This is a genomic window from Microbacterium sp. NPDC019599 (genome assembly GCF_040632175.1).
Lineage (GTDB): Bacteria > Actinomycetota > Actinomycetes > Actinomycetales > Microbacteriaceae > Microbacterium.
In genome coordinates this window covers 13,219-33,276 of sequence record NZ_JBEYBL010000013.1, presented here as the reverse complement: position 1 = coordinate 33,276, position 20,058 = coordinate 13,219, and the positions used below count along the sequence as shown (strand labels likewise).

General features: G+C 69.9%; 15 protein-coding genes. 5 read left to right on the top strand and 10 right to left on the bottom strand.

Annotation, left to right across the window (positions count from 1 at the left end; all coding sequences use genetic code 11):
- Positions 1-89 precede the first annotated feature (89 nt).
- A complete protein-coding gene (locus ABZ477_RS17955) occupies positions 90-1,322 on the top strand; it encodes an acyltransferase family protein (protein WP_360135985.1) in 1,233 nt (410 codons plus the stop codon).
- Between the two features lie 89 nt (positions 1,323-1,411).
- On the opposite strand, the gene ABZ477_RS17950 is transcribed toward ABZ477_RS17955, so the two are convergent.
- Positions 1,412-2,266: an SDR family NAD(P)-dependent oxidoreductase gene (locus ABZ477_RS17950; RefSeq protein ID WP_360135983.1), complete on the bottom strand. Its 855-nt coding sequence runs from the start codon at positions 2,264-2,266 to the stop codon at positions 1,412-1,414.
- A gap of 104 nt (positions 2,267-2,370) precedes the next feature.
- On the opposite strand from ABZ477_RS17950, the gene ABZ477_RS17945 reads away from it, so the two are divergent.
- A complete protein-coding gene (locus ABZ477_RS17945) occupies positions 2,371-3,393 on the top strand; it encodes a 2-oxoglutarate and iron-dependent oxygenase domain-containing protein (RefSeq protein ID WP_360135981.1) in 1,023 nt (340 codons plus the stop codon).
- Positions 3,394-3,569: 176 nt separating this feature from the next.
- Here the strand turns inward: ABZ477_RS17945 and rpsO are convergent, their stop codons facing one another.
- A complete protein-coding gene (gene rpsO, locus ABZ477_RS17940; protein WP_039401864.1) occupies positions 3,570-3,839 on the bottom strand; it encodes a 30S ribosomal protein S15 in 270 nt (89 codons plus the stop codon).
- A gap of 177 nt (positions 3,840-4,016) precedes the next feature.
- On the opposite strand from rpsO, the gene ABZ477_RS17935 reads away from it, so the two are divergent.
- The gene (locus ABZ477_RS17935) at positions 4,017-5,324 is read left to right on the top strand and encodes an MFS transporter (protein WP_360135979.1); all 1,308 of its coding nucleotides are present in this window, start codon (positions 4,017-4,019) and stop codon (positions 5,322-5,324) included.
- A 57-nt stretch (positions 5,325-5,381) separates the two neighbouring features.
- Here ABZ477_RS17935 and ABZ477_RS17930 read toward each other — a convergent pair whose 3' ends face one another.
- Positions 5,382-5,945 carry a YceI family protein gene (locus ABZ477_RS17930; protein ID WP_360135977.1) on the bottom strand — a complete coding sequence of 188 codons (564 nt, stop codon included), beginning with the start codon at positions 5,943-5,945 and terminating at the stop codon, positions 5,382-5,384.
- A 259-nt stretch (positions 5,946-6,204) separates the two neighbouring features.
- Here ABZ477_RS17930 and ABZ477_RS17925 point away from each other — a divergent pair, with 259 nt between their 5' ends.
- Positions 6,205-7,107, top strand: a complete 903-nt coding sequence (locus ABZ477_RS17925; RefSeq protein ID WP_360136140.1) for a DMT family transporter — start codon at positions 6,205-6,207, stop codon at positions 7,105-7,107.
- A gap of 66 nt (positions 7,108-7,173) precedes the next feature.
- Here the strand turns inward: ABZ477_RS17925 and ABZ477_RS17920 are convergent, their stop codons facing one another.
- Both ABZ477_RS17920 and ABZ477_RS17915 read right to left on the bottom strand, forming a co-directional pair.
- Positions 7,174-7,542 carry an FKBP-type peptidyl-prolyl cis-trans isomerase gene (locus ABZ477_RS17920; RefSeq protein WP_360135975.1) on the bottom strand — a complete coding sequence of 123 codons (369 nt, stop codon included), beginning with the start codon at positions 7,540-7,542 and terminating at the stop codon, positions 7,174-7,176.
- A gap of 211 nt (positions 7,543-7,753) precedes the next feature.
- Entirely contained in the window at positions 7,754-8,974 is a 1,221-nt protein-coding gene (locus ABZ477_RS17915; protein ID WP_360135973.1) for a PrsW family intramembrane metalloprotease, read from the bottom strand.
- 39 nt (positions 8,975-9,013) lie between these two features.
- Between ABZ477_RS17915 and ABZ477_RS17910 the strand changes: the two genes are divergently transcribed.
- Positions 9,014-9,880, top strand: a complete 867-nt coding sequence (locus ABZ477_RS17910) for a fumarylacetoacetate hydrolase family protein (protein WP_360135971.1) — start codon at positions 9,014-9,016, stop codon at positions 9,878-9,880.
- A 57-nt stretch (positions 9,881-9,937) separates the two neighbouring features.
- Here ABZ477_RS17910 and ABZ477_RS17905 read toward each other — a convergent pair whose 3' ends face one another.
- From ABZ477_RS17905 to ABZ477_RS17885, 5 genes are all read right to left on the bottom strand, one after another.
- Positions 9,938-10,399 (bottom strand): DUF4190 domain-containing protein, encoded by a 462-nt coding sequence (locus ABZ477_RS17905; RefSeq protein ID WP_360135969.1) that lies wholly within the window; start codon positions 10,397-10,399, stop codon positions 9,938-9,940.
- An 86-nt stretch (positions 10,400-10,485) separates the two neighbouring features.
- Positions 10,486-11,997 (bottom strand): aspartate ammonia-lyase, encoded by a 1,512-nt coding sequence (locus ABZ477_RS17900; protein WP_360135967.1) that lies wholly within the window; start codon positions 11,995-11,997, stop codon positions 10,486-10,488.
- Positions 11,998-12,129: 132 nt separating this feature from the next.
- Positions 12,130-13,035: a phosphodiesterase gene (locus ABZ477_RS17895; RefSeq protein WP_360135965.1), complete on the bottom strand. Its 906-nt coding sequence runs from the start codon at positions 13,033-13,035 to the stop codon at positions 12,130-12,132.
- A 9-nt stretch (positions 13,036-13,044) separates the two neighbouring features.
- On the bottom strand, positions 13,045-16,443 hold the full coding sequence (locus tag ABZ477_RS17890) for a BTAD domain-containing putative transcriptional regulator (protein WP_360135963.1): 3,399 nt from the start codon (positions 16,441-16,443) through the stop codon (positions 13,045-13,047).
- Positions 16,444-16,568: 125 nt separating this feature from the next.
- The gene (locus tag ABZ477_RS17885; RefSeq protein WP_360135961.1) at positions 16,569-19,970 is read right to left on the bottom strand and encodes a BTAD domain-containing putative transcriptional regulator; all 3,402 of its coding nucleotides are present in this window, start codon (positions 19,968-19,970) and stop codon (positions 16,569-16,571) included.
- Positions 19,971-20,058 lie beyond the last annotated feature (88 nt).

Below are 20,058 nucleotides of genomic sequence, written 5' to 3'. Positions count from 1 at the left end.
GTCGCGCACATTCCCGCCCTCTCGCGGAGGGTGACGGGGTGGTGGAGAGAGGCCGGCGGGACGAGCGGGGTAGGGTGGCGAGCGCCGTCATGAGCGAAACGAACGACTCGGCCGCAGGAGCGGCATCCCGTCCCCCCGTCAGCCCCGCGACAGGGTCGGTCGGCGTGCCGCGGGCCAAGCGCCGCGTGCCGTTCTGGGACAACGCACGGTTCGCGTGCATCGTGCTCGTCGTGCTCGGGCACGCGACGCAGCGCCTGACGTACGACTCCGACATCGCGCTCGGGCTGTATCTCGTGATCTACGCCTTCCACATGCCGGCGTTCGCGATCATCTCGGGCTACTTCTCGCGCTCGGGCTCGCCGACGCGCACCCAGATGGCTCGCGTCATCACCGACATCCTCGTGCCGTACTTCATCTTCGAGACGCTGTGGACGCTCACGAAGTGGCTCGTCGAGGGTCAGGCGACCCCCAACCCGACGAAACCGTCGTGGACCCTGTGGTTCCTGCTCGCACTCGGGATCTTCCGCCTCGTGCTCCCCTACCTCGCGCTCCTGCGCTGGCCGCTGCTGTGGACCGTCGTCATCTCGATCGGCGCCGGCTACCTTCCGAACCTCGGCGCGACGCTGTCGCTGTCGCGGACCCTGGGACTCCTGCCCTTCTTCACGCTCGGCTGGTGGCTGCGCGAGCACGACATCGTCGAGCGCTTCGGCCTCCTCGCGCGGCGACACTGGTGGCTCTTCGTCGCGTCGGTCGGCGCCTTCGCGATCGCCGGGTGGGCGGCGTGGTTCTTCGTCGACGAGTTCCGTGCGATGAACCTCCGCGAATGGCTCTTCTACGACGAGAACTACTCGGCGATGGGGGCGACCGACTGGTGGGCCGGTGGTGTGCGCCTGATCCTCATGATCGTCGCGATCGTGCTCTCGGCGGCGTTCTTCGCGCTCGTCCCTCGCGACCGCCACTGGTGGACGCACTTCGGCCAGTACACGATGTACGTCTACCTGCTGCACTCCTTCGTGCTGTACCCGTTCCGCGAGTCGGGTGTCCTGCGGGATGCCGAGCCGACCTGGCTGTGGCTGCCGATCGTCGTCGTCGGGTCGGTGCTCATCGCGCTCGGTCTCGCGACGAAGCCGGTGCGCACGGCATTCCGCCCCATCATCGAGCCGCGGCCCGGCTGGCTCTTCGCCGATCCCGGACTCGCGCGGCGCGAAGGGCACCGGAGCGACCCGACGGGGTCGCGGCGTCCGCAGAACGGGCCGCCGAGGCATCCGGATCCGCGTCGGAACGGCGCGCCGAGGCATCCGGATCCGCGTCAGAACGGCTGACTCCATCCCGCGAGGGGCACCGGGACGAGCCGGCCGAGGCGCCCGCTGGGCCTCGCCCCGCCGTCGGCGTCGGGTCGATTCGGTCGAGCTCAGCCCCGCCGCGCCGTCGGCACCGGGACGAGGCGGCGCAGCAGCGCGTCGAACGCGCGGTCGGGGAGGAGCTTGCGCGCCGTCAGGAGGACCCGCGCGGACGGCGCGACGCGGTAGCGCGACCGCGGTCGGCCCACTGCGGCGGCCGTGATGATCGCGCGGGCGACGTCCGCGGGCTCGCACGCGAAGGCGGCCATAGGGCCGTCGGATGCTGCGAGCGCGGACTTCGCGACGCGCTCGTTGTAGTCGGCCCACACGCCGTCGGCAGCGGCATCCCGTCGTGACACGGCCGAGCTCGCCAGTGGCGTCTTGACCATCCCGGGCTCGATGAGGGCAACGTCCACGCCGAAGGGCCGCAGCTCGAAGCGGAGCGCGTCGCTCACGGCCGCGATGCCGTGCTTCGTCGCGGAGTACGCCGCCATGCCCGGGAACGCGAAGCTGCCGTTCATCGATCCGACGTTGACGATCCGTCCCCATCGCTGGGCCCGCATACCGGGCAGGACGAGCTGCGACAGCCGCATGAGGCCGAAGAGGTTCGTGTCGAACATCGTGCGGACGCGGTCCATCGACACCGTCTCGAAGGCGCCCAGCTCGTTGACGCCGGCGTTGTTGACGAGGACGCCGACGGCTCCCTCGGCCGCGACGACGGCATCCACGGCCGCTGCGCACGAGGTCCCGTCCGTCACATCGAGCGCGAGCAGTCGGCATCCCTCGCGCTCGAGGTCGGCGATGGAGTCGGGATCGCGCGCCGTCGCGTAGACGGTCCACCCCTGGCGTGCGAAGAGCGTCGCCGTCTCCCGTCCGATGCCCGAGGAGCATCCGGTGACGAGCACGGCCCGCGAGATCGTGGTCATGCTCCCAGGCTCGCAAGCCGGGCGTCCCGCGCGCAACGCCGGCGTGCCGGTAATGCTCGGCAACATACGGGAGGGGATGCCGCGACCCCGCCTAGCCTCGGGTCATGAGCGAGCTGAACCTCCCGATCCTCGACCTGTCGCTGCTGGACCAGGGCCCCGAAGCGGCGGCGCGGTTCCGCGACGAGCTGCGCGCTGCGACGCACGACGTGGGGTTCTTCTACCTCGTCGGGACGGGCGTGACGCCCGAGCTCGAGGCGAGGCTCCACCGGGCGGCGCGGGAGTTCTTCGCCCTCCCCGAGGAGGACAAGCTCGCGATCGAGAACGTCAAGAGCCCGCACTTCCGCGGCTACACGCGCATCGGAGGGGAGCGCACGCGGGGGAAGGTCGACTGGCGCGAGCAGATCGACATCGGCCCCGAGCGCGAAGCGGTCACCGACCCCGACGCGCCCGACTTCGCGCGACTGCTCGGACCCAACCTCTGGCCCGAGGCGCAGCCCGAGCTGCGCGGCATCGTCGCGGAGTGGCATGCGCAGCTGTCGATCGTGGCCCGCAGGCTCCTGCGCGCGTGGGCGCTCGCCCTGGGTGCGGACGAGTCCTACTTCGACGACCACTTCGGCGAGCCCTCGACCCTCATCAAGATCGTGCGCTACCCGGGCAAGGACGACCCGACGCCGCAGCAGGGCGTCGGCGCCCACAAGGATTCGGGCGTCCTGACGCTGCTGTGGGTCGAGCCCGGCAAGGGCGGCCTGCAGGTGCAGCGTGACGGCGCGTGGGTCGATGCCCCGCCCGTGCCGGGGGCCTTCGTCGTCAACATCGGCGAGCTGCTCGAGTATGCGACGCAGGGCTACCTCATCGCGACGAACCACCGCGTCGTGTCGCCGCGCTGGCCCGACGACCGCATCTCGGTGCCGTTCTTCTTCAACCCCGCGCTCGACACGCGGCTGCCGATCATCGAGCTGCCCGAGGAGCTCGCGGCGCAGGCCCGGGGTGTGACCCAGGACCCGTCCAACCCGATCCACTCCCTCTACGGCGAGAACGCCCTGAAGTCGCGGCTGCGCGCGCATCCCGACGTCGCCGAGCTGTGGCACGCCGATCTGCTCGCCGCGCGGGCGACAGCATCCGTCTGACGCCGCTTCGCGCGTTTCTTCTCGTCGCTCTGCTCCTCGCTCAACGATCGGACGGTCATCGGTCGTTGAGCGAGCGAAGCGAGACGAAACGCCGGCGGGAATGACGAAGGCCGCCCCACACCCGGGGCGGCCTTCTCAAGAAAGTTTTGCGCGATTGAACGCTAGGTGCGCGCTGCTTATCGACGGAGACCGAGGCGCTCGATGAGCGAGCGGTAACGGTTGATGTCGATGTCCTGGAGGTAGCCCAGGAGACGGCGGCGCTGACCGACGAGCAGGAACAGCCCACGACGCGAGTGGTGGTCGTGCTTGTGCTCCTTGAGGTGCTCGGTGAGGTCCTTGATGCGCTGCGTCAGCATCGCGACCTGCACCTCGGGGGATCCGGTGTCACCGGGGTGCGTCGCGTACTCTTCGATGATCGCCTTCTTGACGTCTGCATCCAGTGCCATAGGTGATCCCCTCTCTCCTTGTTGCGCGGCGCCCGACGCCTGATGCGTGGGCTCTCTTTATCCGCGGCCGATCCAACGGCAACCTCAAGAGTCTACCAGGGGAACCCACCCCGGGCGAACCGCGCCCCTCCGCCGCGAGGGTAGCCTCGACAGAGTGCTCCTCGAGGTCCTGACGTGATGCCCCGCCTGCGCCGCGACCACTTCATCGACCTCCGCCCGTTCAGCGCGAGCCCGGCGTTCGCCCGCATGTGGATCGGCTCGACGCTCTCGGGTCTGGGCGGCCAGCTCACGATCGTCGCGGTCATGCTGCACATGTACGACCTGACCCAGTCGACGTTCGCGGTGTCGATGATCGCGGTGGCGGGGCTCGTGCCGATGGTCATCGCGGGACTGTACGGCGGGATGCTGGCGGATGCTTTCGACCGGCGCCGCGTCGCGCTCATCGCCGCGAGCGTGACGTTCGCCTCGACCCTCCTGCTCGCCGTCCTCGCGTGGGGTGACTGGGAGTCCGTGTGGTGGCTCTACGCCCTGAGCATCGTCAACTCGGCCGCGAACTCGATCGTGTTCGCCGCGAAGCAGGCGATCGTGCCGCGCCTGCTCCCCCGCGAGCTGCTGCCTGCCGCGTCGGCGCTCGGCGGCATCACGGTCGGGGTCATGGTCATGATCGGCCCGGCCCTGGCCGGAGTGCTCGTCGCGACGACGGGCTACGCCTGGACGTACACGCTCGACGTGATCCTGATGTCCTCGCTGTTCCTGGGGCTCTGGACCCTGCCCTCGGTGCGGCCCGAGGGCGAGATCGTCCGTCCCGGCCTCGAGTCGCTCCGCGACGGATGGCGCTTCCTCCGTCGCGCCTCGAACATCTCGCTGCAGTTCGTCCTCGACATCGTCGCGATGACGTTCGGCCAGCCGCTCGCGTTGTTCCCCGCGATCGGCGCGATCCTCCTCGGCGGCGGACCCATCACGACGGGCCTGCTGACAGCATCCATCGCGGCGGGCGCGTTCCTCTCGAGCCTCTTCTCGGGACCGGTCGGCCGCGTGCGCCGCCAGGGCCTCGGCATCGAGCGCGCGATCCAGGTCTACGGCGCGGCCATCGCTGGCTTCGGGGCCGTGCTGCTGGTCGCCGCCCTGGGCTGGTTCGCGCCCGAAGCCGTCGACGAGCACACGCCGAACGTCGTGCTCATCGCGGCGGCGGCCGTCTTCCTCGCCGTCTCGGGCGCGGCCGACAACGTCAGCTCGATCTTCCGCAACACGATGGTGCAGGCGGCGGTGCCCGACAGCATCCGGGGCCGCCTGCAGGGCATCTTCATCGTCGTCGTGACCGGCGGCCCGCGCCTGGGCGCGCTCTACGCCGGCACGCTCGCGACGTTCACGACCCTGTGGTTCCCGCCGCTCCTCGGCGGCTTCGTCATCATCGGGCTCGTCGCGCTCCTCGTGCGCCTGAGCCCGCGGTTCCGCTCGTACGACGCCGAGTTCCCCGAGCCCTGACCCGGACGCGGAGAAGCGGATGCCGGGGCTCCGGCATCCGCTCCTCGTGGCGCTGGGTCAGTCCTGCTGGAGAGCGCCCTGCAGGTCGAGCGTGATCGTGACGTCCTTGCCGACGAGCACGCCGCCGGTCTCCAGGGCCGCGTTCCACGTGAGGCCGAACTCCTCGCGGTTCACGACGGTCTTGGCCGTCGCGCCCGCCTTGTAGTTGCCCCACGGGTCGGTGCCGAAGCCGCCGAACTCGAACTCGAACGAGACGGGCTTGGTGACGCCGCGGATCGTGAGGTCGCCGTCGACGAAGAAGTCGTCGCCCTTGACGTGGGCACCGGTGGACACGAACTCCATCGTCGGGAAGTTCTCGACGTCGAAGAAGTCCGCCGAACGGAGGTGGTTGTCGCGGCCCTCGTCGTTCGTGTCGAGCGACGTGACGTCCACGCTCGCCTCGACCTTCGCCTCGAGCGGGTTCTCCGGCGCGATGAGCGTCGCGCTCTTCATGCCGAACGTGCCGCGCACCTTCGAGATCATCATGTGGCGGACGCTGAAGGTCACCTCGCTGTGCGAGGGGTCGAGCACCCAGGTGCCCGCCTGGTAGCCGGGGATGTCGATCGTGGCGGTGTCAGTCATGCGGTTCCTCCGTGTGTGAGCCGGACGGATGCCGGCGGCTTACCGGGGTCAACGCCCAGACACCGCCGATCTATTCCGTTGAATAGAAAATTCTCTGCGAGCCGACTTCGGAGTGCCAGGAATCGGCGGATTTCGGACGTCGCATCCGGCATCGGGCGACACCCCGGTGAGCCGGGTCTAGAGTCGCGGCGTGAGCAGCACGACCTCCCCCAGCACTGTCGAGACCGCGACCGGATCGGGCGTCTCGAGGGCCGCGCGGGTGTCGGTCGCGGTCGGCTTCGTGCTCACCGGCGTCATCTGGGGGTCGAGCTTCCTCTTCATGAAGGTCGCCCTCGGCGGCCTCTCCCCCGCGCAGGTCGCGTGGTCGCGCCTCGTCCTCGGCGCGCTCGCGCTCGGGCTGTTCGTCGCGATCCGCCGTGAGGCGCTGCCCCGCCGCCTGGCCGTGTGGGGTCACATGACGGTGCTCGCCGTCTCGTTCTGCGTCGTGCCGTTCCTGCTCTTCTCGTGGGCGCAGCAGCACGTGACCTCCGGCCTCGCGAGCATCTACAACGCGACGACGCCGATCATGACCGCGATCATGGCGGCGCTCGTCTTCCGCGTCGAGCGACTGACGCCCGTGCAGGTCGGCGGCATCGCCCTCGGCATCTCCGGCGTCGTCGTGATCATCGCGCCGTGGCAGGGGCTCGACCTCTCGCAGAGCCTCGTGGCGCAGTTCGCGATCCTCGGCGCTACGGCGTGCTACGGCTTCAGCCTCGCCTATATGCGGCGGTTCGCGTCCGACACGGGCATGAGCCCGCTCATGTTCTCGTTCCTCAACATCGGCATCGCGGCGGCCATCATGGTGCTCCTGACGCCCGCCATCGCGCTGACCCCCGTCACCCTCGACCCCTGGATCGTCCTGAGCGTCTTGCTGCTGGGATGCCTCGGCACGGGCGTCGCGTACATCTGGAACCAGAGCACCGTGCGCGCTTGGGGCCCGACGCGGGCGTCGACCGTGACCTACATCACGCCGCTCGTCGGCGTCGTGCTCGGCCTGCTCGTCCTCGGGGAGCACCTCAGCTGGAACGAGCCCGTCGGCGCGCTCGTGGTGTTCCTGGGCATCCTGCTCGCACAGAACCGCGTGCGGTTCGGCAGGCGCTCGCGCGCCGCGTCGGCCGGGTGAGCCCGGACACGCGAAAGGGGGACGGATGCCGGCATCCGTCCCCCTTCGTGTAGAGCGACTGCGGGCTCAGCCCACCGAGATCAGGTCGATGACGAAGATCAGGGTCTTGCCGCCGAGGAAGTGACCGCCCGCGGGACCGTAGGCCAGGTGCGGCGGGATGACGAGCTCGCGGCGGCCGCCGACCTTCATGCCCGGGATGCCGTCCTGCCAGCCCTGGATGAGGCCGCGCAGCGGGAACTGGATGCTCTCGCCGCGGTTCCACGACGAATCGAACTCCTCGCCGGACTCGTACTCGACGCCGGCGTAGTGCACGGTCACGGTGTCGCCCGCCTTGGCCTCGGCGCCGTCGCCGACGATGAGGTCGCGGATGACGAGCTCCGAGGGCGCGGGACCCGTGGGGGCGTCGATTTCAGGCTTGGTGCGGTCATCAGTCATGCATCCATCCAACCCGACGGGGTGGACAGAGGCAAACGACCGCCCGCCGAGCGCGCCGATCGGGCCTTATGCAAAACTCAGCGCTCGGTGCCGCGGCGATGCCTGCGTGTCTACCGAGCGCTGAGCTGGTCTCTGCAACCAGCGTGCCAAACAGCGTCGTGGGGGTCAAGACCCGAAGGGCGGGTCCGGCGGGCTCCAACCCCTCCGCGCGCTACCCGGACAGCAGTGCGGCGCGCGCGGCGGCGGTCTTCGCGAGGAGCTCGCGCTCGTCGGCCGCCGCATTCGGGTCACGGCCCGTGACGGCGCGCTGGCGGGCCATCGCGAGCTGCGTGGCGTCCACGATGAACCCCTTCATGATGGGCGTCTTGTCACCCTGCAGCGTCTTGGCCCAATTGAGGCCGGTGCGGCGTCCGGCCGGCGTCGCGAGCATGTCGACCTCCTGCGACGTGAACCATCCGGCGGCCGCGTACTCGCCGAGCCGGACACGCGTCAGACGCGACTCCTCGCGGCGCAGCGCCAGGATCCCGATGATGAAGAGGATGAACAGCGGCACCTGCAGGAGCAGGTAGGTCGAGAAGAAGTCCGTGAAGACGGCCGAGCCGTTCCAGAAGGCGTGCAGCAGGATGGCACCGGACAGTCCCAGCAGCCACGGACCGATCGCCTGACCCGTCGAGGCCCCGCGGCGGGCGGCGAGCCCCAGTGCGAAGCCCGTGACGCTCGTGAACATGACGTGCGCGAACGGCGACATGATGCCGCGCACGAAGAATGTCGTGGTCGCCTGACCGGCCCCGCCCTCGATCCAGCTGATGGCGAAGTACTGGATGTTCTCGGTGAAGGCGAAGCCCGCACCGATGAGCGCGCCGTAGACGATGCCGTCGACCGGCCCGTCGAAGGCGCGCTTCGCCGTCGCGAAGATGATGAGGACGCCGAGGCCCTTGGCGACCTCCTCCACGATGGGCGCCTGCACGACGGTCCCGAAGACCTCGGCGGCGTAGGTGTTCGGATCGCCGAAGACGACCGACAGCAGGAGGTCGACCAGGAGCGCGATCGCGACCGAGGCGATGGCACCCCATGCGATCGCGAAGATCACGAGGCCGCGCGGCTCGGGCTCCCATCGGTCGATGAGGCGGATGGCGAAGAGGACGCCCGCGAGCGGGATGAGCGCGAGGATCGCGCCGAGCAGCGACGCACCCGTTCCGATGAACGTGAGGAAGTACCCCACCAGCGCGATGAGGAGCAGAACGAGGATGCCGCCGATCCAGATGGGAGCGCTGCGACCCGAGCGCGCCGGCGGGGCGGCCGGAACGGGCTGAGGCGTGACAGCGGGCGCCGAGATGGGCGCAGGCGGCGTGAGGCCCGGGCGCGCGAGCGGCGACGGGAAGGCCGCGGGTGTGCGATCCCCGTCGGGTGAGTCGAACCCAGAGTGCGTCATGCGCCCAGCCTACGGACGGCGCGCATGTAGCGTGGAAGGATGCGCTTCGCCCACGTGACCCCACCGGGGTCCGACGAACCGCGCCTCGCCGTCATCCGCGGCGAAGAGGCCCTCATCGTCGCAGATCTGTTCGCCGGAGCTCCCCGATTCCTCGAGGAGCTCATCGCAGGAGGCGACGAGCTGCTCGAGCGGGTAAGGGATGCTGCCGCCCACGCGGGGCCGGGACTTCCGGTCGCCGCCCTCTCCTTCGCCTCGGCCGTCCTGAGCCCGCCCGTCATCCTGGCGATCGGCCTGAACTACGCCGCGCACTCGAGCGAGCTGGGGCTCAAGACCGACTCGACGCCGACCGTCTTCGTCCTCTGGCCCAACTCGCTCGGAGCGCACGACGACACGATCAGCTGGCCACGGTCGCTGAGCGAGTCCGTCGACTACGAGGCCGAGCTCGGCGTCATCATCGGCCGCCCCGCGAAAGACGTCTCGCCCGAAGAGGGCCTGTCGCACGTATGGGGCTACACGGTGGTCAACGACATCACGGCCCGCGATATCCAGTACTCCGAGGCGCAGTGGTCGCGCTGCAAATCGTTCGACGGCTTCACGCCGACGGGTCCGTACGTCGTGACGGCCGACGAGGTGCCCGATCCGCAGGACCTGCACATCTGGACGGTGCTCGACGGCCACACGCTTCAGGATGCCTCGACCAATCAGATGGTGAGGTCGGTCGCGACGCTCATCTCGCAGGTGTCGCGCTCGGCGACGCTCCTGCCCGGCACGCTCATCTCGACGGGCAGCCCCGGCGGCGCCGGCTACTCTCGCGACCCGCAGGTGTTCCTGCGCGATCGGTCGACCGTGACGGTGGGGATCGACGGGATCGGCCAGCTCACGACGCACTGCCGCATCCTCGACTGACACGACGAAGCGGCGAGCGCCGTGGGGGCGCCCGCCGCTTCGTGAAGCGCGCTGCTGCTATCCGTTGAGGACCTCGGAGCAGTCGACGGAGACGCCGCCGATCTCCCAGACGCCGGGGCCGAGCTCCTGGCACTGCCGCAGGATCTCCTGCGTCAACTGCCCTGCGGCCGCGCCCAGAGCGATGACGACGAAGATCGCGACGATGATGCCGATGATCGTGAACACGCTGCTGATGATGATGGCGGCGACGGCCCACCCGTTCTTCTGACCGGCCTTCTTGCTCTGCACGAGGGCCACGATGCCGAGGACCAGCGCGATGAGGCCCGTGAAGAACGACAGGACGAAGGCGACGATGCCGAGGACCCGGCCCGGCTGCGACGGCGGCGGAGCGGAGTACTGCGGAGTCGGCGGCGGAGCGGCGTTGTACGACCCATAGGGCGAGCCCGCGGGCTGCTGGCCGTAGGCCGGGGGCGGGCTGTAGGGCGGCGGCTGGGTGCCGTCGGGCGGCGGAGTGGTCATGTGCAAGCCTCCAGGTCGGAAAGGGATGCTCTCGAACCTAGCGACACCGCGACCGGCGCGCACACCGACTCCGCCGCCGCGGGTGATCAGACGTGGTCGACTCGCTCGGCGGCGGGCTCGGCATCCGTCTCGGCCGCGTCGATGTCGACGGGAGTCTCGTCGCGCACGATCGGGATCGCCTCCGTGATCGACTCGAGACCCGAAAGGCGCGCAGGCGACAGCTGCTTCGTCACTTCTTCGCGCGACATCAGCCCCGCCTCGACGACGAGGTCGGCGACGCTGTGCCCCGTGAGAAGCGCGGTCTTGGCCAGCGCCGCGGCTGCGGAGTAGCCGATGAAGGGCGTGAGGGCCGTGATGACGCCGACGGACGACCCGACCATCGCGCCCAGCCGCTCGCGATTGGCAGTGATGCCGTCGACGCAGTTGACGCGCAGCGTCCGCATGGCGCGGCGCATCCAGGTGATCGACTGGAAGATCGAGTGCGCGATGACCGGCTCGAAGGCGTTGAGCTGCAGCTGTCCGCCCTCGACGGCCATCGTGACGGTGAGGTCGGCGCCCGCGACGGCGAACGCGACCTGGTTGACGACCTCGGGGATGACGGGATTCACCTTGCCGGGCATGATGCTCGACCCGGCCTGCTGCGCGGGGAGGTTGATCTCGCCGAATCCGGCCTGCGGCCCGGACGACAGCAGTCTCAGGTCGCTGCAGATCTTCGACAGCTTGATCGCGTTGCGCTTGAGCGATGCCGAGAACGACATGAACGAGCCCGTGTCGCTCGTGGACTCGACGAGGTCGTCGGCGGTGGCCAGGTCGAGGCCCGTGATGCCGCGCAGATGGCGCACGACGGCAGCCGCGTAGTCGCGGTGCGTCGTGATGCCCGTCCCGATCGCGGTCGCGCCCATGTTGACCTCATACAGGAGGTACGCGTTCTCCTTGAGACGCTGGTGGTCGTAGCCGAGCGTCGTGGCGAAGCCGTGGAACTCCTGGCCGAGCGTCATGGGGACGGCATCCTGGAGCTGCGTCCGCCCGATCTTGAGGACGTCGTGGAATTCGACGGCCTTCGCGAGGAAGGACCGGCGGAGGAGGTCGAGCTCCTCGAGCAGCGACTTGAGGTCGAGGCTCAGGCCGACCTTGATCGCCGTCGGGTAGACGTCGTTGGTCGACTGGCTGCGGTTGGTGTGATCGATCGGCGAGAGGTACGCGTAGTCGCCCTTCTCTCGGCCGGCGAGCTCGAGCGCGATGTTGGTGATGACCTCGTTCGCGTTCATGTTCGTCGACGTGCCGGCGCCGCCCTGGATGACCCCCACGACGAACTGGTCGTGGAACTGGCCGTCGATGACCAGCTGAGCGGCGCGGTCGATGAGGTCGGCGCGCTCGGCGTCCAGGACGCCGATCTCCTTGTTCGCGCGCGCCGAGGCCTGCTTGACCATCGCGAGGGCCTTCACGAGGTCGGCGTAAACCGAGATGGGCCGGCGCGAGATCGGGAAGTTGTCGAGAGCGCGCGCCGTGTGAATGCCCCAGTAGGCGTCGGCGGGGATCTCCATGGATCCCAGTGAGTCGGTCTCGATGCGGGTGCGCGGCGTTGCGTCCTGAGCCATGTGGTGCAGTCCTCGTGGGTAGTCACGGCGGTGTGAAGGGGATGCTTCGAGCCTACCTTCGGGACGTTGTCCGGTTGCTCGCCATCGTGGACAGATCCCGCTGTTCGATCGCCGCCGTGTACAGGTCGGCTGTCAGGAGCGGCGCTTGCGCGAGAACTCCTCGAGCCGCTCCTCGGGCGTGAGGAGCGACATCCGCTCCACCCACTCGGCCGAGAAGTAGTCGCCGGTCGGGGCATCCACGACGGGGACGACGGCGTGCGTGATCGTCTGGTCGTAGACGTGCACGAGGTGGAACGACTGGCCCGCGTCCATGCCGTTGACCTCCACCGCGGGACGCGTGAGGTTCATCGTGTAGCACGTGGCCGCCGCGACGCTGACCGGGATGCCGGCGAAGGTGCCGCTCGTCGAGTAGTGCAGATGACCGGCCAGGATGCCGCGCACATCGCTGCCGCGGACGATCTCGGCGAGCCTCGGCTGATCGCGGAGCTCGAGGATGTCGAAGAGCGGCAGGTGGCTCGGCAGCGGCGGATGGTGCATCGCCAGCAGCGTCCCGAGCGGCGCGGGAGTCGCGAGGACCCCGCGAAGCCATGCGAGCTGCCCCTCGTCGAGGTCGCCGTGGTGCCAGCCGGGCACCGACGTGTCCAGAGCGACGAGGCGGAGCCCGCCGAGGTCCCAGACCCCGGTCACGGGCTCCTCGGTGGGCTCTTCTCCCAGCAATGCGCTGTGCAGCGCGGGCCGCTCGTCGTGGTTGCCCGAGACCCACACGAGGGGAGCACCGAGCCGCTCTGCGACCGGCTCGACGGCAGCCCTGAGGGCGGCGTACGCCTCCGGCTCGCCGAGGTCGGTGAGGTCGCCGGTGAACACGATGGCGTCCGGTCGCACGCCGGTGCGCTCGATCGCCTCGAGCGTCCTGGCGAGATTCGCGGCCGTGTCGTAGCGGCCGGCGAGCGGCGGATTGCCGGCGAGCAGGTGGGTGTCGCTCACGTGGAGGATCGTGCGTCGTGCGGGTGGATACTGTCCGAACTGCACGGGCTCCATGCGGCGAGTCTATTGCGCGACGGTCTGGACGCTCTGGGTGCACGCGGGGTCGTACGGACGGTCGCCGAAGACCGCCTGCCATTCCTGCTCCGTCGTGACGCGACCGGCGATGACGCACGCGCGCTGCAGCCAGATCTCGGGGTCGGCCGAGATCGCGATTGCGCTCCCGTCGGGCAGGTCCGCGAAGAGGGTTCGATCATCCCGAGGCTGGAGCGGATCGCCGCCAGGGCGCAGCCAATCACGAAATGACTCGGTCCAGTCACCGAGAACCCAGGTGAACAGCGCACCGTCCATACTCGCCGTCACGACCTCGCTATCCGAGCGGAACCCCACGGCGCGCACGACGTCGCGATGCCCTGCGAGAACCTCTTCGAGGTCGCCGCCTTCTGCACTCCACACCCAGGCTTGATCGCCCGCCGCGGTGGCCACACGTGTGCCGTCGGGGCTGAAAGCGCCGTCCCACACCGCGGCCGGCATCTCGAGAAGCCAGGAGCGACCGGGATCCGCGATATCGACGATGCGGGCAGCCCGACGCCCCTCGCGCAGCAGGAGGGATCGCCCGTCCGGACTGACGGCGAGGAGCCCGTCCCCGTCGACCTCATCGAGGAGCGCGCCCGTTGTCGTGTCGTACACGGCGGTGGGCCCGAATCCACTCGCGTAGAGCCTCGTGCCATCGGCCGAGAACCGCACTCGCCCGAACGAGTTCGCCCAGCTGGGAGACCCGGGATTGGTCCCCGCATGCGGAAGGTGCAGCCTGAGCGGCTTGTCAGGGGATTCCACGTGCCAGACCATGATGTTGTCCCCGTCTGCGGTCTGCGGCAGCGGCGCGATGACAGCTCCCAACGACCGATCCGGCGAGTACTCGATGTCAAGAGCTTGGGCGCCGAACATGGGAAAGGTCAGCTCACCGGCTAGGGCGCCGCCCCTGTCGAGCGTGCGCAGGTCGGGCGCATGGCACGCGCTCACGGGCCAGCAGCCCTCCCTCAGGACGCTGAGCGCGATCCGTCCGCCCGGGCCCTGGGCGGCGTCCAGGACGATTCCCTCGCCGGCCCGGGCCCAGGCGACCTGAGCCCGCTGATCGAGGTCGATCACCCTCGCGCTGATCTCGTCGTCGATGACCAGCGCGGTGGCGTCGTCCGCGAGCCGCATCGCCTCGATGCCGCTGCCGTCGCTCAACCTCACCACGCTCACGATGCGCGGCCCCCGGCCCATGACATCCAGCAGGGCCCTCCTGGTTGTCGGCGAATCCCAGAGCTGGATCGCGTCCGCAGCCAGCAGAAGCGCACGCTCGTACACGTGTTCCTCCCCGGCGAGAGCGGCGACCCGGCGGGCATCGTCGATCACCGCCTGGCGGTTGCCTGCTTCGGTCTGGACGGCTGCAACCGTGCCCGCCGCCAGCGCCACCACCGCGAGCGTCGCCGTGGCCCCGGCAAGCCAGCGCAGCCGCGTCACCGATCGCCGTTCGCGCTTCAGCTGCAGCCGGGTCGTCGCGATGTCAGCCGCTTCCAGCTCGACGGACGCGTCCAGGAACGCGGCCTCCACCGCCGGCAGAACCGGCCTCCCGGTATTCCGCCATTGGACCGCGGCGCTGAGTCGTCCCCCGCGGTACAGCTCGCTGTCGGGGCGCTCCATCGAATCCCAGGCCTGCGCTGCGGCGTGAAGATGCCGCATGATCCGCTGACCTTCGACATCATCGGCCAGCCACTCCCGCAGCCGCGGCCACTCGCGCGCGACGGCTTCATGCGCCAGCTGGTAGGAATCCGCGTCACTTGTGACAAGGCGCGCATCTACGAGCCGCTCGACCACGCGCGCGTGCGCATCGTCGATCGCGATCGAGGAGCGATCCACGCGCTGGCAGATCACTCCCGCGCCGTCCGAAGGCTCGACGAGCCGCAGCAGGATATCGCGCGCGATCCGAGCGCCTTGATCCGACAGCGCCGAGAAGACTTCCTCCGCGGTCTGGGCCACGGCGCCTTCGATCCCTCCCGACGCGTGGTAGCCGTCGACAGTCAGCACGCGACCTTCGCGGCGCTGCCACGCCTGGCGCAGCGCATGGGAGAGCAACGGGAGATTCCTCCCGTCGGCGTCCCGCGCGAGCACCTCGACGAGGCCCGGCTCGAGGATGAGCCCGGCATGCTGCGCGGGCTTCTCGATGACGGCGCGCAGCCCCTCGGCCGGCAGCGGGCCGAGCATCAGCAAGTGCGACTGGATGAGTCCGGCGAAACCCTGATTGTCGGCGAGGTCTCCGAGCCGGTCCGCCCTGATGGTGATGACGACCGTCCCCTGGAATACCGCGCGCCCGACTTCCTCGAAGAACAGCCGGATCTCATCCGGGTCGTCGTGAGCGAAGGCCTGTTCGCACTGGTCGATGATCAGAAGGGACTCGTGCTCCTGCGCTCCGACGTCGCGGAGGGTCTCGACCGGGCGCTCGCCCGGCGTGACGATGACGACTCGTCGGCCGCGGGCGGTGAAGCGGGAGGCGATTCCGGCTCGGACGAAGGACGACTTTCCGACACCGGAGGATCCGGACACGATGAGGACGCCGCGTTCCTCCAGCTCTTGCACCGCCCTGTCCAGATCCGCTTCGCGGCCGAAGAAGCGCTCCCCGTCCTCGATGCCGGCGGGCGGGAGCCCGAAGTACGGGCACTCGGCGCTGGATGCTCGGAACGGCGCTCCCGAGTCCAGGGACGGGTCCTGCACCAGGATCGCCTGCTCGAGTGACGCGAGCTCGGGGCAGGGATCGAGGCCCAGCTCGTGCGCCAGGAACGCGCGCCCACGGCGGATTGCCTCCAGCGCCTCCGCCTGTCGGCCCTGGCGGTACTGGACGAGTCCCAGGATGACCCAGCGGCGTTCGCGCATGGGCGCCTCGGCGACTCTCGCGCGCGCCCCGGCGGCCGCGTCGACGAGGTTCCCCGAGTCCAGAAGGGCCTCGAGCAGCGACTCCTCCGCGGCGAGGCGGATCTCGTCGAGCCGAGTCGACTCGATCCGGGCCGGCTCCCAGTCCTGCAGCTCGGCGAAAGGCTGTCCTCGCCAGAGCACCAGCGCCTCCGAGAAGGCGTGGACCGCCCGGTCTGGTTCGCCGAGCTCGAGGAGCTCCGCGCCGCGCTCGGTCAGCCGCTCGAAGCGCCCAGCATCCAGCTCGACTCTTTCGGGCACGAGCCGGTAGCCGCGTGAGGTCGTCTCGATCGCCGTCGGCGGCAGTTCGCGTCGCAGGCGCATGATGCAGCCGGGGATCACCTTCGCCCAGGTGGGCGGCAGGCCATCACCCCACAGCGCAGCGGCGATGGTCTCGAGCGGGACTGTCCTGCCGATCTGCGTCGCCAGGGCGCCGAGCACCAGGCGATCGCGCGGAGCCGGGACGACCCGGCCATCATCCAATGTCAGTGCCCCCAGCACGCCGACGTTCATGACGTCACTGTGATCTCGGTCCCGATATGCGTCAAGTGGCCCGATATCAGGCTGTTATCACCGCGCCCCATCCTGACATCGGCCTGTTAGCGGCTGACCGCAGCGGAGGAGGATGCCTGGGGCGGCTATTGCGCGACCGCTGGAACACCCTCGGTGCACGCGGGGTCGTAGGGGCGGTCCTCGAACACCGTCGCCCACTCCTCTTGCGTGAGATCGCGGCCGGCGATGTCGCAGGCGCGCTCGAGCCAGATCTCGGGGTCGGCGGAGATGCCGCTGAACTCGCCGTCGGGGAGGACGGACACGAGAGTGCGCTCATCACGCGGCACTTGAACCGCGTCGCCTTCGCGTTGCCAATCGCGGAACGACGCACTCCAGTCGTCGAGCCTCCACGTGATGATCGCCCCGTCGGCGCCCGCCGTCACGAGCTCGTCCTCGGAGCGGAAGGCCACGCTCGTGACATTGTCGGAATGCCCCGCCAACGTCTGCCGCAGCGCCCCCGTGGCTTCCTGCCAAACCCAGACGCGGTCCGCCGCGGTCGTGACCACCTCTGTGCCGTCAGGACGGAATGCGCCGTCGAACACGAAGGTGGGCATCTCCAGCACGTGCGAACGGCTGGGGTCGTCCAGGTCGAGGATTCGCACAGCCGTGCGGCCCTCGCGGACGAGGACCGACTCACCGTCGGGGCTCACAGCGAGGATGCCCTCGCCTTGGAGCTCGCCGAGGAGCGCGCCGGTCCGCGTGTCGAAGACGGCGGTGGGCCCGTACCCGCTCGCATAGAGTCGCGTGCCGTCGGGCGAGAATCGCACTCGCCCGAAGGCGTTCGCCCAGTTGGCGGCTCCGGGGTTGGTCCCCGCGTGCGGGAGGTCGAGCAGCATCGGCGCGTCCGGCGTCTCCACCCTCCAGATCGCGATGTTGTCGGGTCCGCCGATGTAGGGAAGCGGCCTGACGGCCGCCGCCAGTGAGCGATCGGGCGAGTACTCGAAGTCGATCACCATCTCGAGGCCGCCGTAGAGGATCTCCTGGCGTCCGGCTTCGCCGGGGTCCAGCGCGCGCACCAAGGGAGGCTCGCACCCCGGGTCGCCCTCGTCGCAGTCCTCCCACACACTGACCGCGAGCCGGCCGTCGGGCGCTGCGGCAGCGTCGATCACCCTGTAGCCCCCCGGAGCGTACGCCGCGACCTGTGTGCGTCGATCGAGATCCATGATCCGGGCGCCTGCCGACTCCATGTCGACGACGGCAGCCGTCGTTCCGTCCGGCGCGAGGGACATCTGCTGGATGCCGACGTCGCCAGGCGTCCGCGTCACGCTCACGATCCGGGGGCTGCGGCCCATGACATCCAGGAGAGCGGTGCGCGTCGCCGGTGCGTCCCACATCCGGATGGACTCGACTGCGAGGAGCAGCGCGCGCTCGTACACAGGCTCCGACACGGCGACGGCGGCGACCCGTCGTGCGTCATCGATGACGGCTCGCTCGTTGGCTGCGCCGGCCTGGACCGCCGCGACCGCGCCGGCGGCGAGGGCGATGACGGCGAGCGAGGCCGTGGCGCCGGCCAGCCGGCGCAGGCGCCTGACCGTGCGACGCTCCTGCTGCAGCTGGCGCTGCGTCGCCGCCGCGTCGGCCGCTTCCCGTTCGACCGCGGCATCCAGAAAAGCGGCCTCCGTGGCTGCCAGCACGGGTCGCGTCGATTCCCGCCATTGCGCCGCGGCGCTCAGTCGAGGACCCCGGTAAAGCTCGCTGTCGGGCCGCCCCATGGCGTCCCACGAGTTCGCCGAAGACGTGAGGTGATGCAGGATCCGCTGACCCTCGACATCGTCCGCGAGCCATTCCCGCAGCCGCGGCCACTCTCGGGCGACCGCTTCGTGCGCCAGCTCGAGCGACCCCTCATCGCTCGTCATCAGACGAGCGTCGACGAGCCTCTCCGCCACGCGCGCGTGCCCATCATCGACGGCGATCGACGCGCGGTCGACCCTCTGGCAGATCACTCCCCCGCCCGGAGACGCCTCGACGAGACGGAGCAGGATGTCGCGCGCCTGTCGCGCGCCGTCTTCGGAGAGTCCTGCGAAGACCTCCTCGGCTGTCTGAGCGACCGCGCCGTCGATCTCACCCGAGGCGCGATAGCCGTCGACGCTCAGCACCCGCCCCTCACGCCGCTCCCAGATCTGGAGGAGCGCGTGTGACAGGAGCGGCAGACTCCGCCCGTCCGCGTCGCGGACGAGGATCTCGACGAGTCCGGGTTCGAGGATGAGGCCGGCCTGTTCGGCCGGCTTCTCGATGACGGCACGCAGCCCCTCGTCGGACAGCGGACCCAGCATGAGCAGATGGTCCTGGATCAGCCCCGCGAAGCCGTGGTGGTCCGCGAGGTCGCCGAGCCGATCGGCACGGATCGCCATCACAAGTGGACCGCGGAACAGCATCCGGCCGATCTCATCGAAGAACCCTCGTGTCTCATCCGGGTCGTCGTTGGCAAAGGCCTGCTCGCACTGGTCGACGATCAGCAGCGACTCCCGATCGTGGGCCGGGATCTCTCGAACTGTCTGGACGGGATGCTCTCCGGGCGTGACGACCGTGAACCGCCTGCCGTGTGCGGCGAAGTGGGCGGCGATCCCGGCACGAACGAACGACGACTTGCCGACACCCGACGAGCCCGAGACGACGAGCACGCCGTGACGCTCGAGACCGTGCAGCGCCCGGGCGAGCTCCTCCTCGCGACCGAAGTAGCGCTCCCCGTCATCGACGCCCGCGGGCGGAAGGCCGAAGTACGGACACTCTGCGCTCGCCGCGTGGAAGACCGCAGCCGACTGCAGCGCCGGATCCTGGCGGAGGATCGCCTGCTCGAGCGCCGCGAGCTCCGCGCAGGGATCCAGGCCCAGCTCGGTGGCGAGCAGCTCACGCCCGTGACGGATCGTCGCCAGAGCGTCGGCTTGACGCCCTTGCCGGTACTGGGCGAGGCCGAGGATGACCCAGCGCCTCTCGCGCATCGGCGACTCTGCGACGCGGGCGCGCGCTTCGGCTGCCGCGTCGAGCAGGTCACCGGACTGCAGCCGCGCCTCAAGCAGGGATTCCTCCGCGGCCAGACGGATCTCGTCCAGCCGGAACGACTCGATGAGGGCGGGCTCCCAGTCGGCCAGCTCGGCGAACGGCTGGCCTCGCCATAGTGCGAGGGCTTCCGAGAGCGCGTGGGACGCGCGATCGGGCTCGCCGAGCTCGAGCAGCTGCCCGCCCCGCGCGACGAGCCGCTCGAATGCGGCGGCATCCAGGGCGACGGCATCCGGCTCGAGCCGGTAGCCGAGCGCCGTGGTCTCGATCGCGCCGGCAGGCAGGAGGCGGCGCAGCCGCATGATGCAGCCCGGCACGACCTTCGACCACGAGGGGGGCAGGTCCTCTCCCCACAGCACACCGGCGAGCGACTCCATCGCCACGGGCTTGCCGACCCTTGCGGCAAGCGCCCCGAGGACGAGGCGGTCGCGAGGAGCGGGGGCGATCCGGCCACCGTCGAGAGTCAGCACCCCCAGTACGGCGAGGTCCATGACGCCATGGTGAGACCCAACCAGATATGCGTCAAGGCCACTGATATCGGGCTGATAACGGTGCCGCGGGGTCCGGTATCGGCCTGAT

Excerpts from the sequence above, each read along its gene's own strand:
- ABZ477_RS17915 (WP_360135973.1), bottom strand. The coding sequence starts at position 8,974 with ATGACGCACTCTGGGTTCGACTCACCCGACGGGGATCGCACACCCGCG.
- ABZ477_RS17945 (WP_360135981.1), top strand. The coding sequence starts at position 2,371 with ATGAGCGAGCTGAACCTCCCGATCCTCGACCTGTCGCTGCTGGACCAG.
- rpsO (WP_039401864.1), bottom strand. The coding sequence starts at position 3,839 with ATGGCACTGGATGCAGACGTCAAGAAGGCGATCATCGAAGAGTACGCG.
- ABZ477_RS17905 (WP_360135969.1), bottom strand. The coding sequence starts at position 10,399 with ATGACCACTCCGCCGCCCGACGGCACCCAGCCGCCGCCCTACAGCCCG.
- ABZ477_RS17935 (WP_360135979.1), top strand. The coding sequence starts at position 4,017 with ATGCCCCGCCTGCGCCGCGACCACTTCATCGACCTCCGCCCGTTCAGC.
- ABZ477_RS17950 (WP_360135983.1), bottom strand. The coding sequence starts at position 2,266 with ATGACCACGATCTCGCGGGCCGTGCTCGTCACCGGATGCTCCTCGGGC.
- ABZ477_RS17895 (WP_360135965.1), bottom strand. The coding sequence starts at position 13,035 with ATGGAGCCCGTGCAGTTCGGACAGTATCCACCCGCACGACGCACGATC.
- ABZ477_RS17920 (WP_360135975.1), bottom strand. The coding sequence starts at position 7,542 with ATGACTGATGACCGCACCAAGCCTGAAATCGACGCCCCCACGGGTCCC.
- ABZ477_RS17930 (WP_360135977.1), bottom strand. The coding sequence starts at position 5,945 with ATGACTGACACCGCCACGATCGACATCCCCGGCTACCAGGCGGGCACC.
- ABZ477_RS17955 (WP_360135985.1), top strand. The coding sequence starts at position 90 with ATGAGCGAAACGAACGACTCGGCCGCAGGAGCGGCATCCCGTCCCCCC.
- ABZ477_RS17890 (WP_360135963.1), bottom strand. The coding sequence starts at position 16,443 with ATGAACGTCGGCGTGCTGGGGGCACTGACATTGGATGATGGCCGGGTC.
- ABZ477_RS17885 (WP_360135961.1), bottom strand. The coding sequence starts at position 19,970 with ATGGACCTCGCCGTACTGGGGGTGCTGACTCTCGACGGTGGCCGGATC.
- ABZ477_RS17910 (WP_360135971.1), top strand. The coding sequence starts at position 9,014 with ATGCGCTTCGCCCACGTGACCCCACCGGGGTCCGACGAACCGCGCCTC.
- ABZ477_RS17900 (WP_360135967.1), bottom strand. The coding sequence starts at position 11,997 with ATGGCTCAGGACGCAACGCCGCGCACCCGCATCGAGACCGACTCACTG.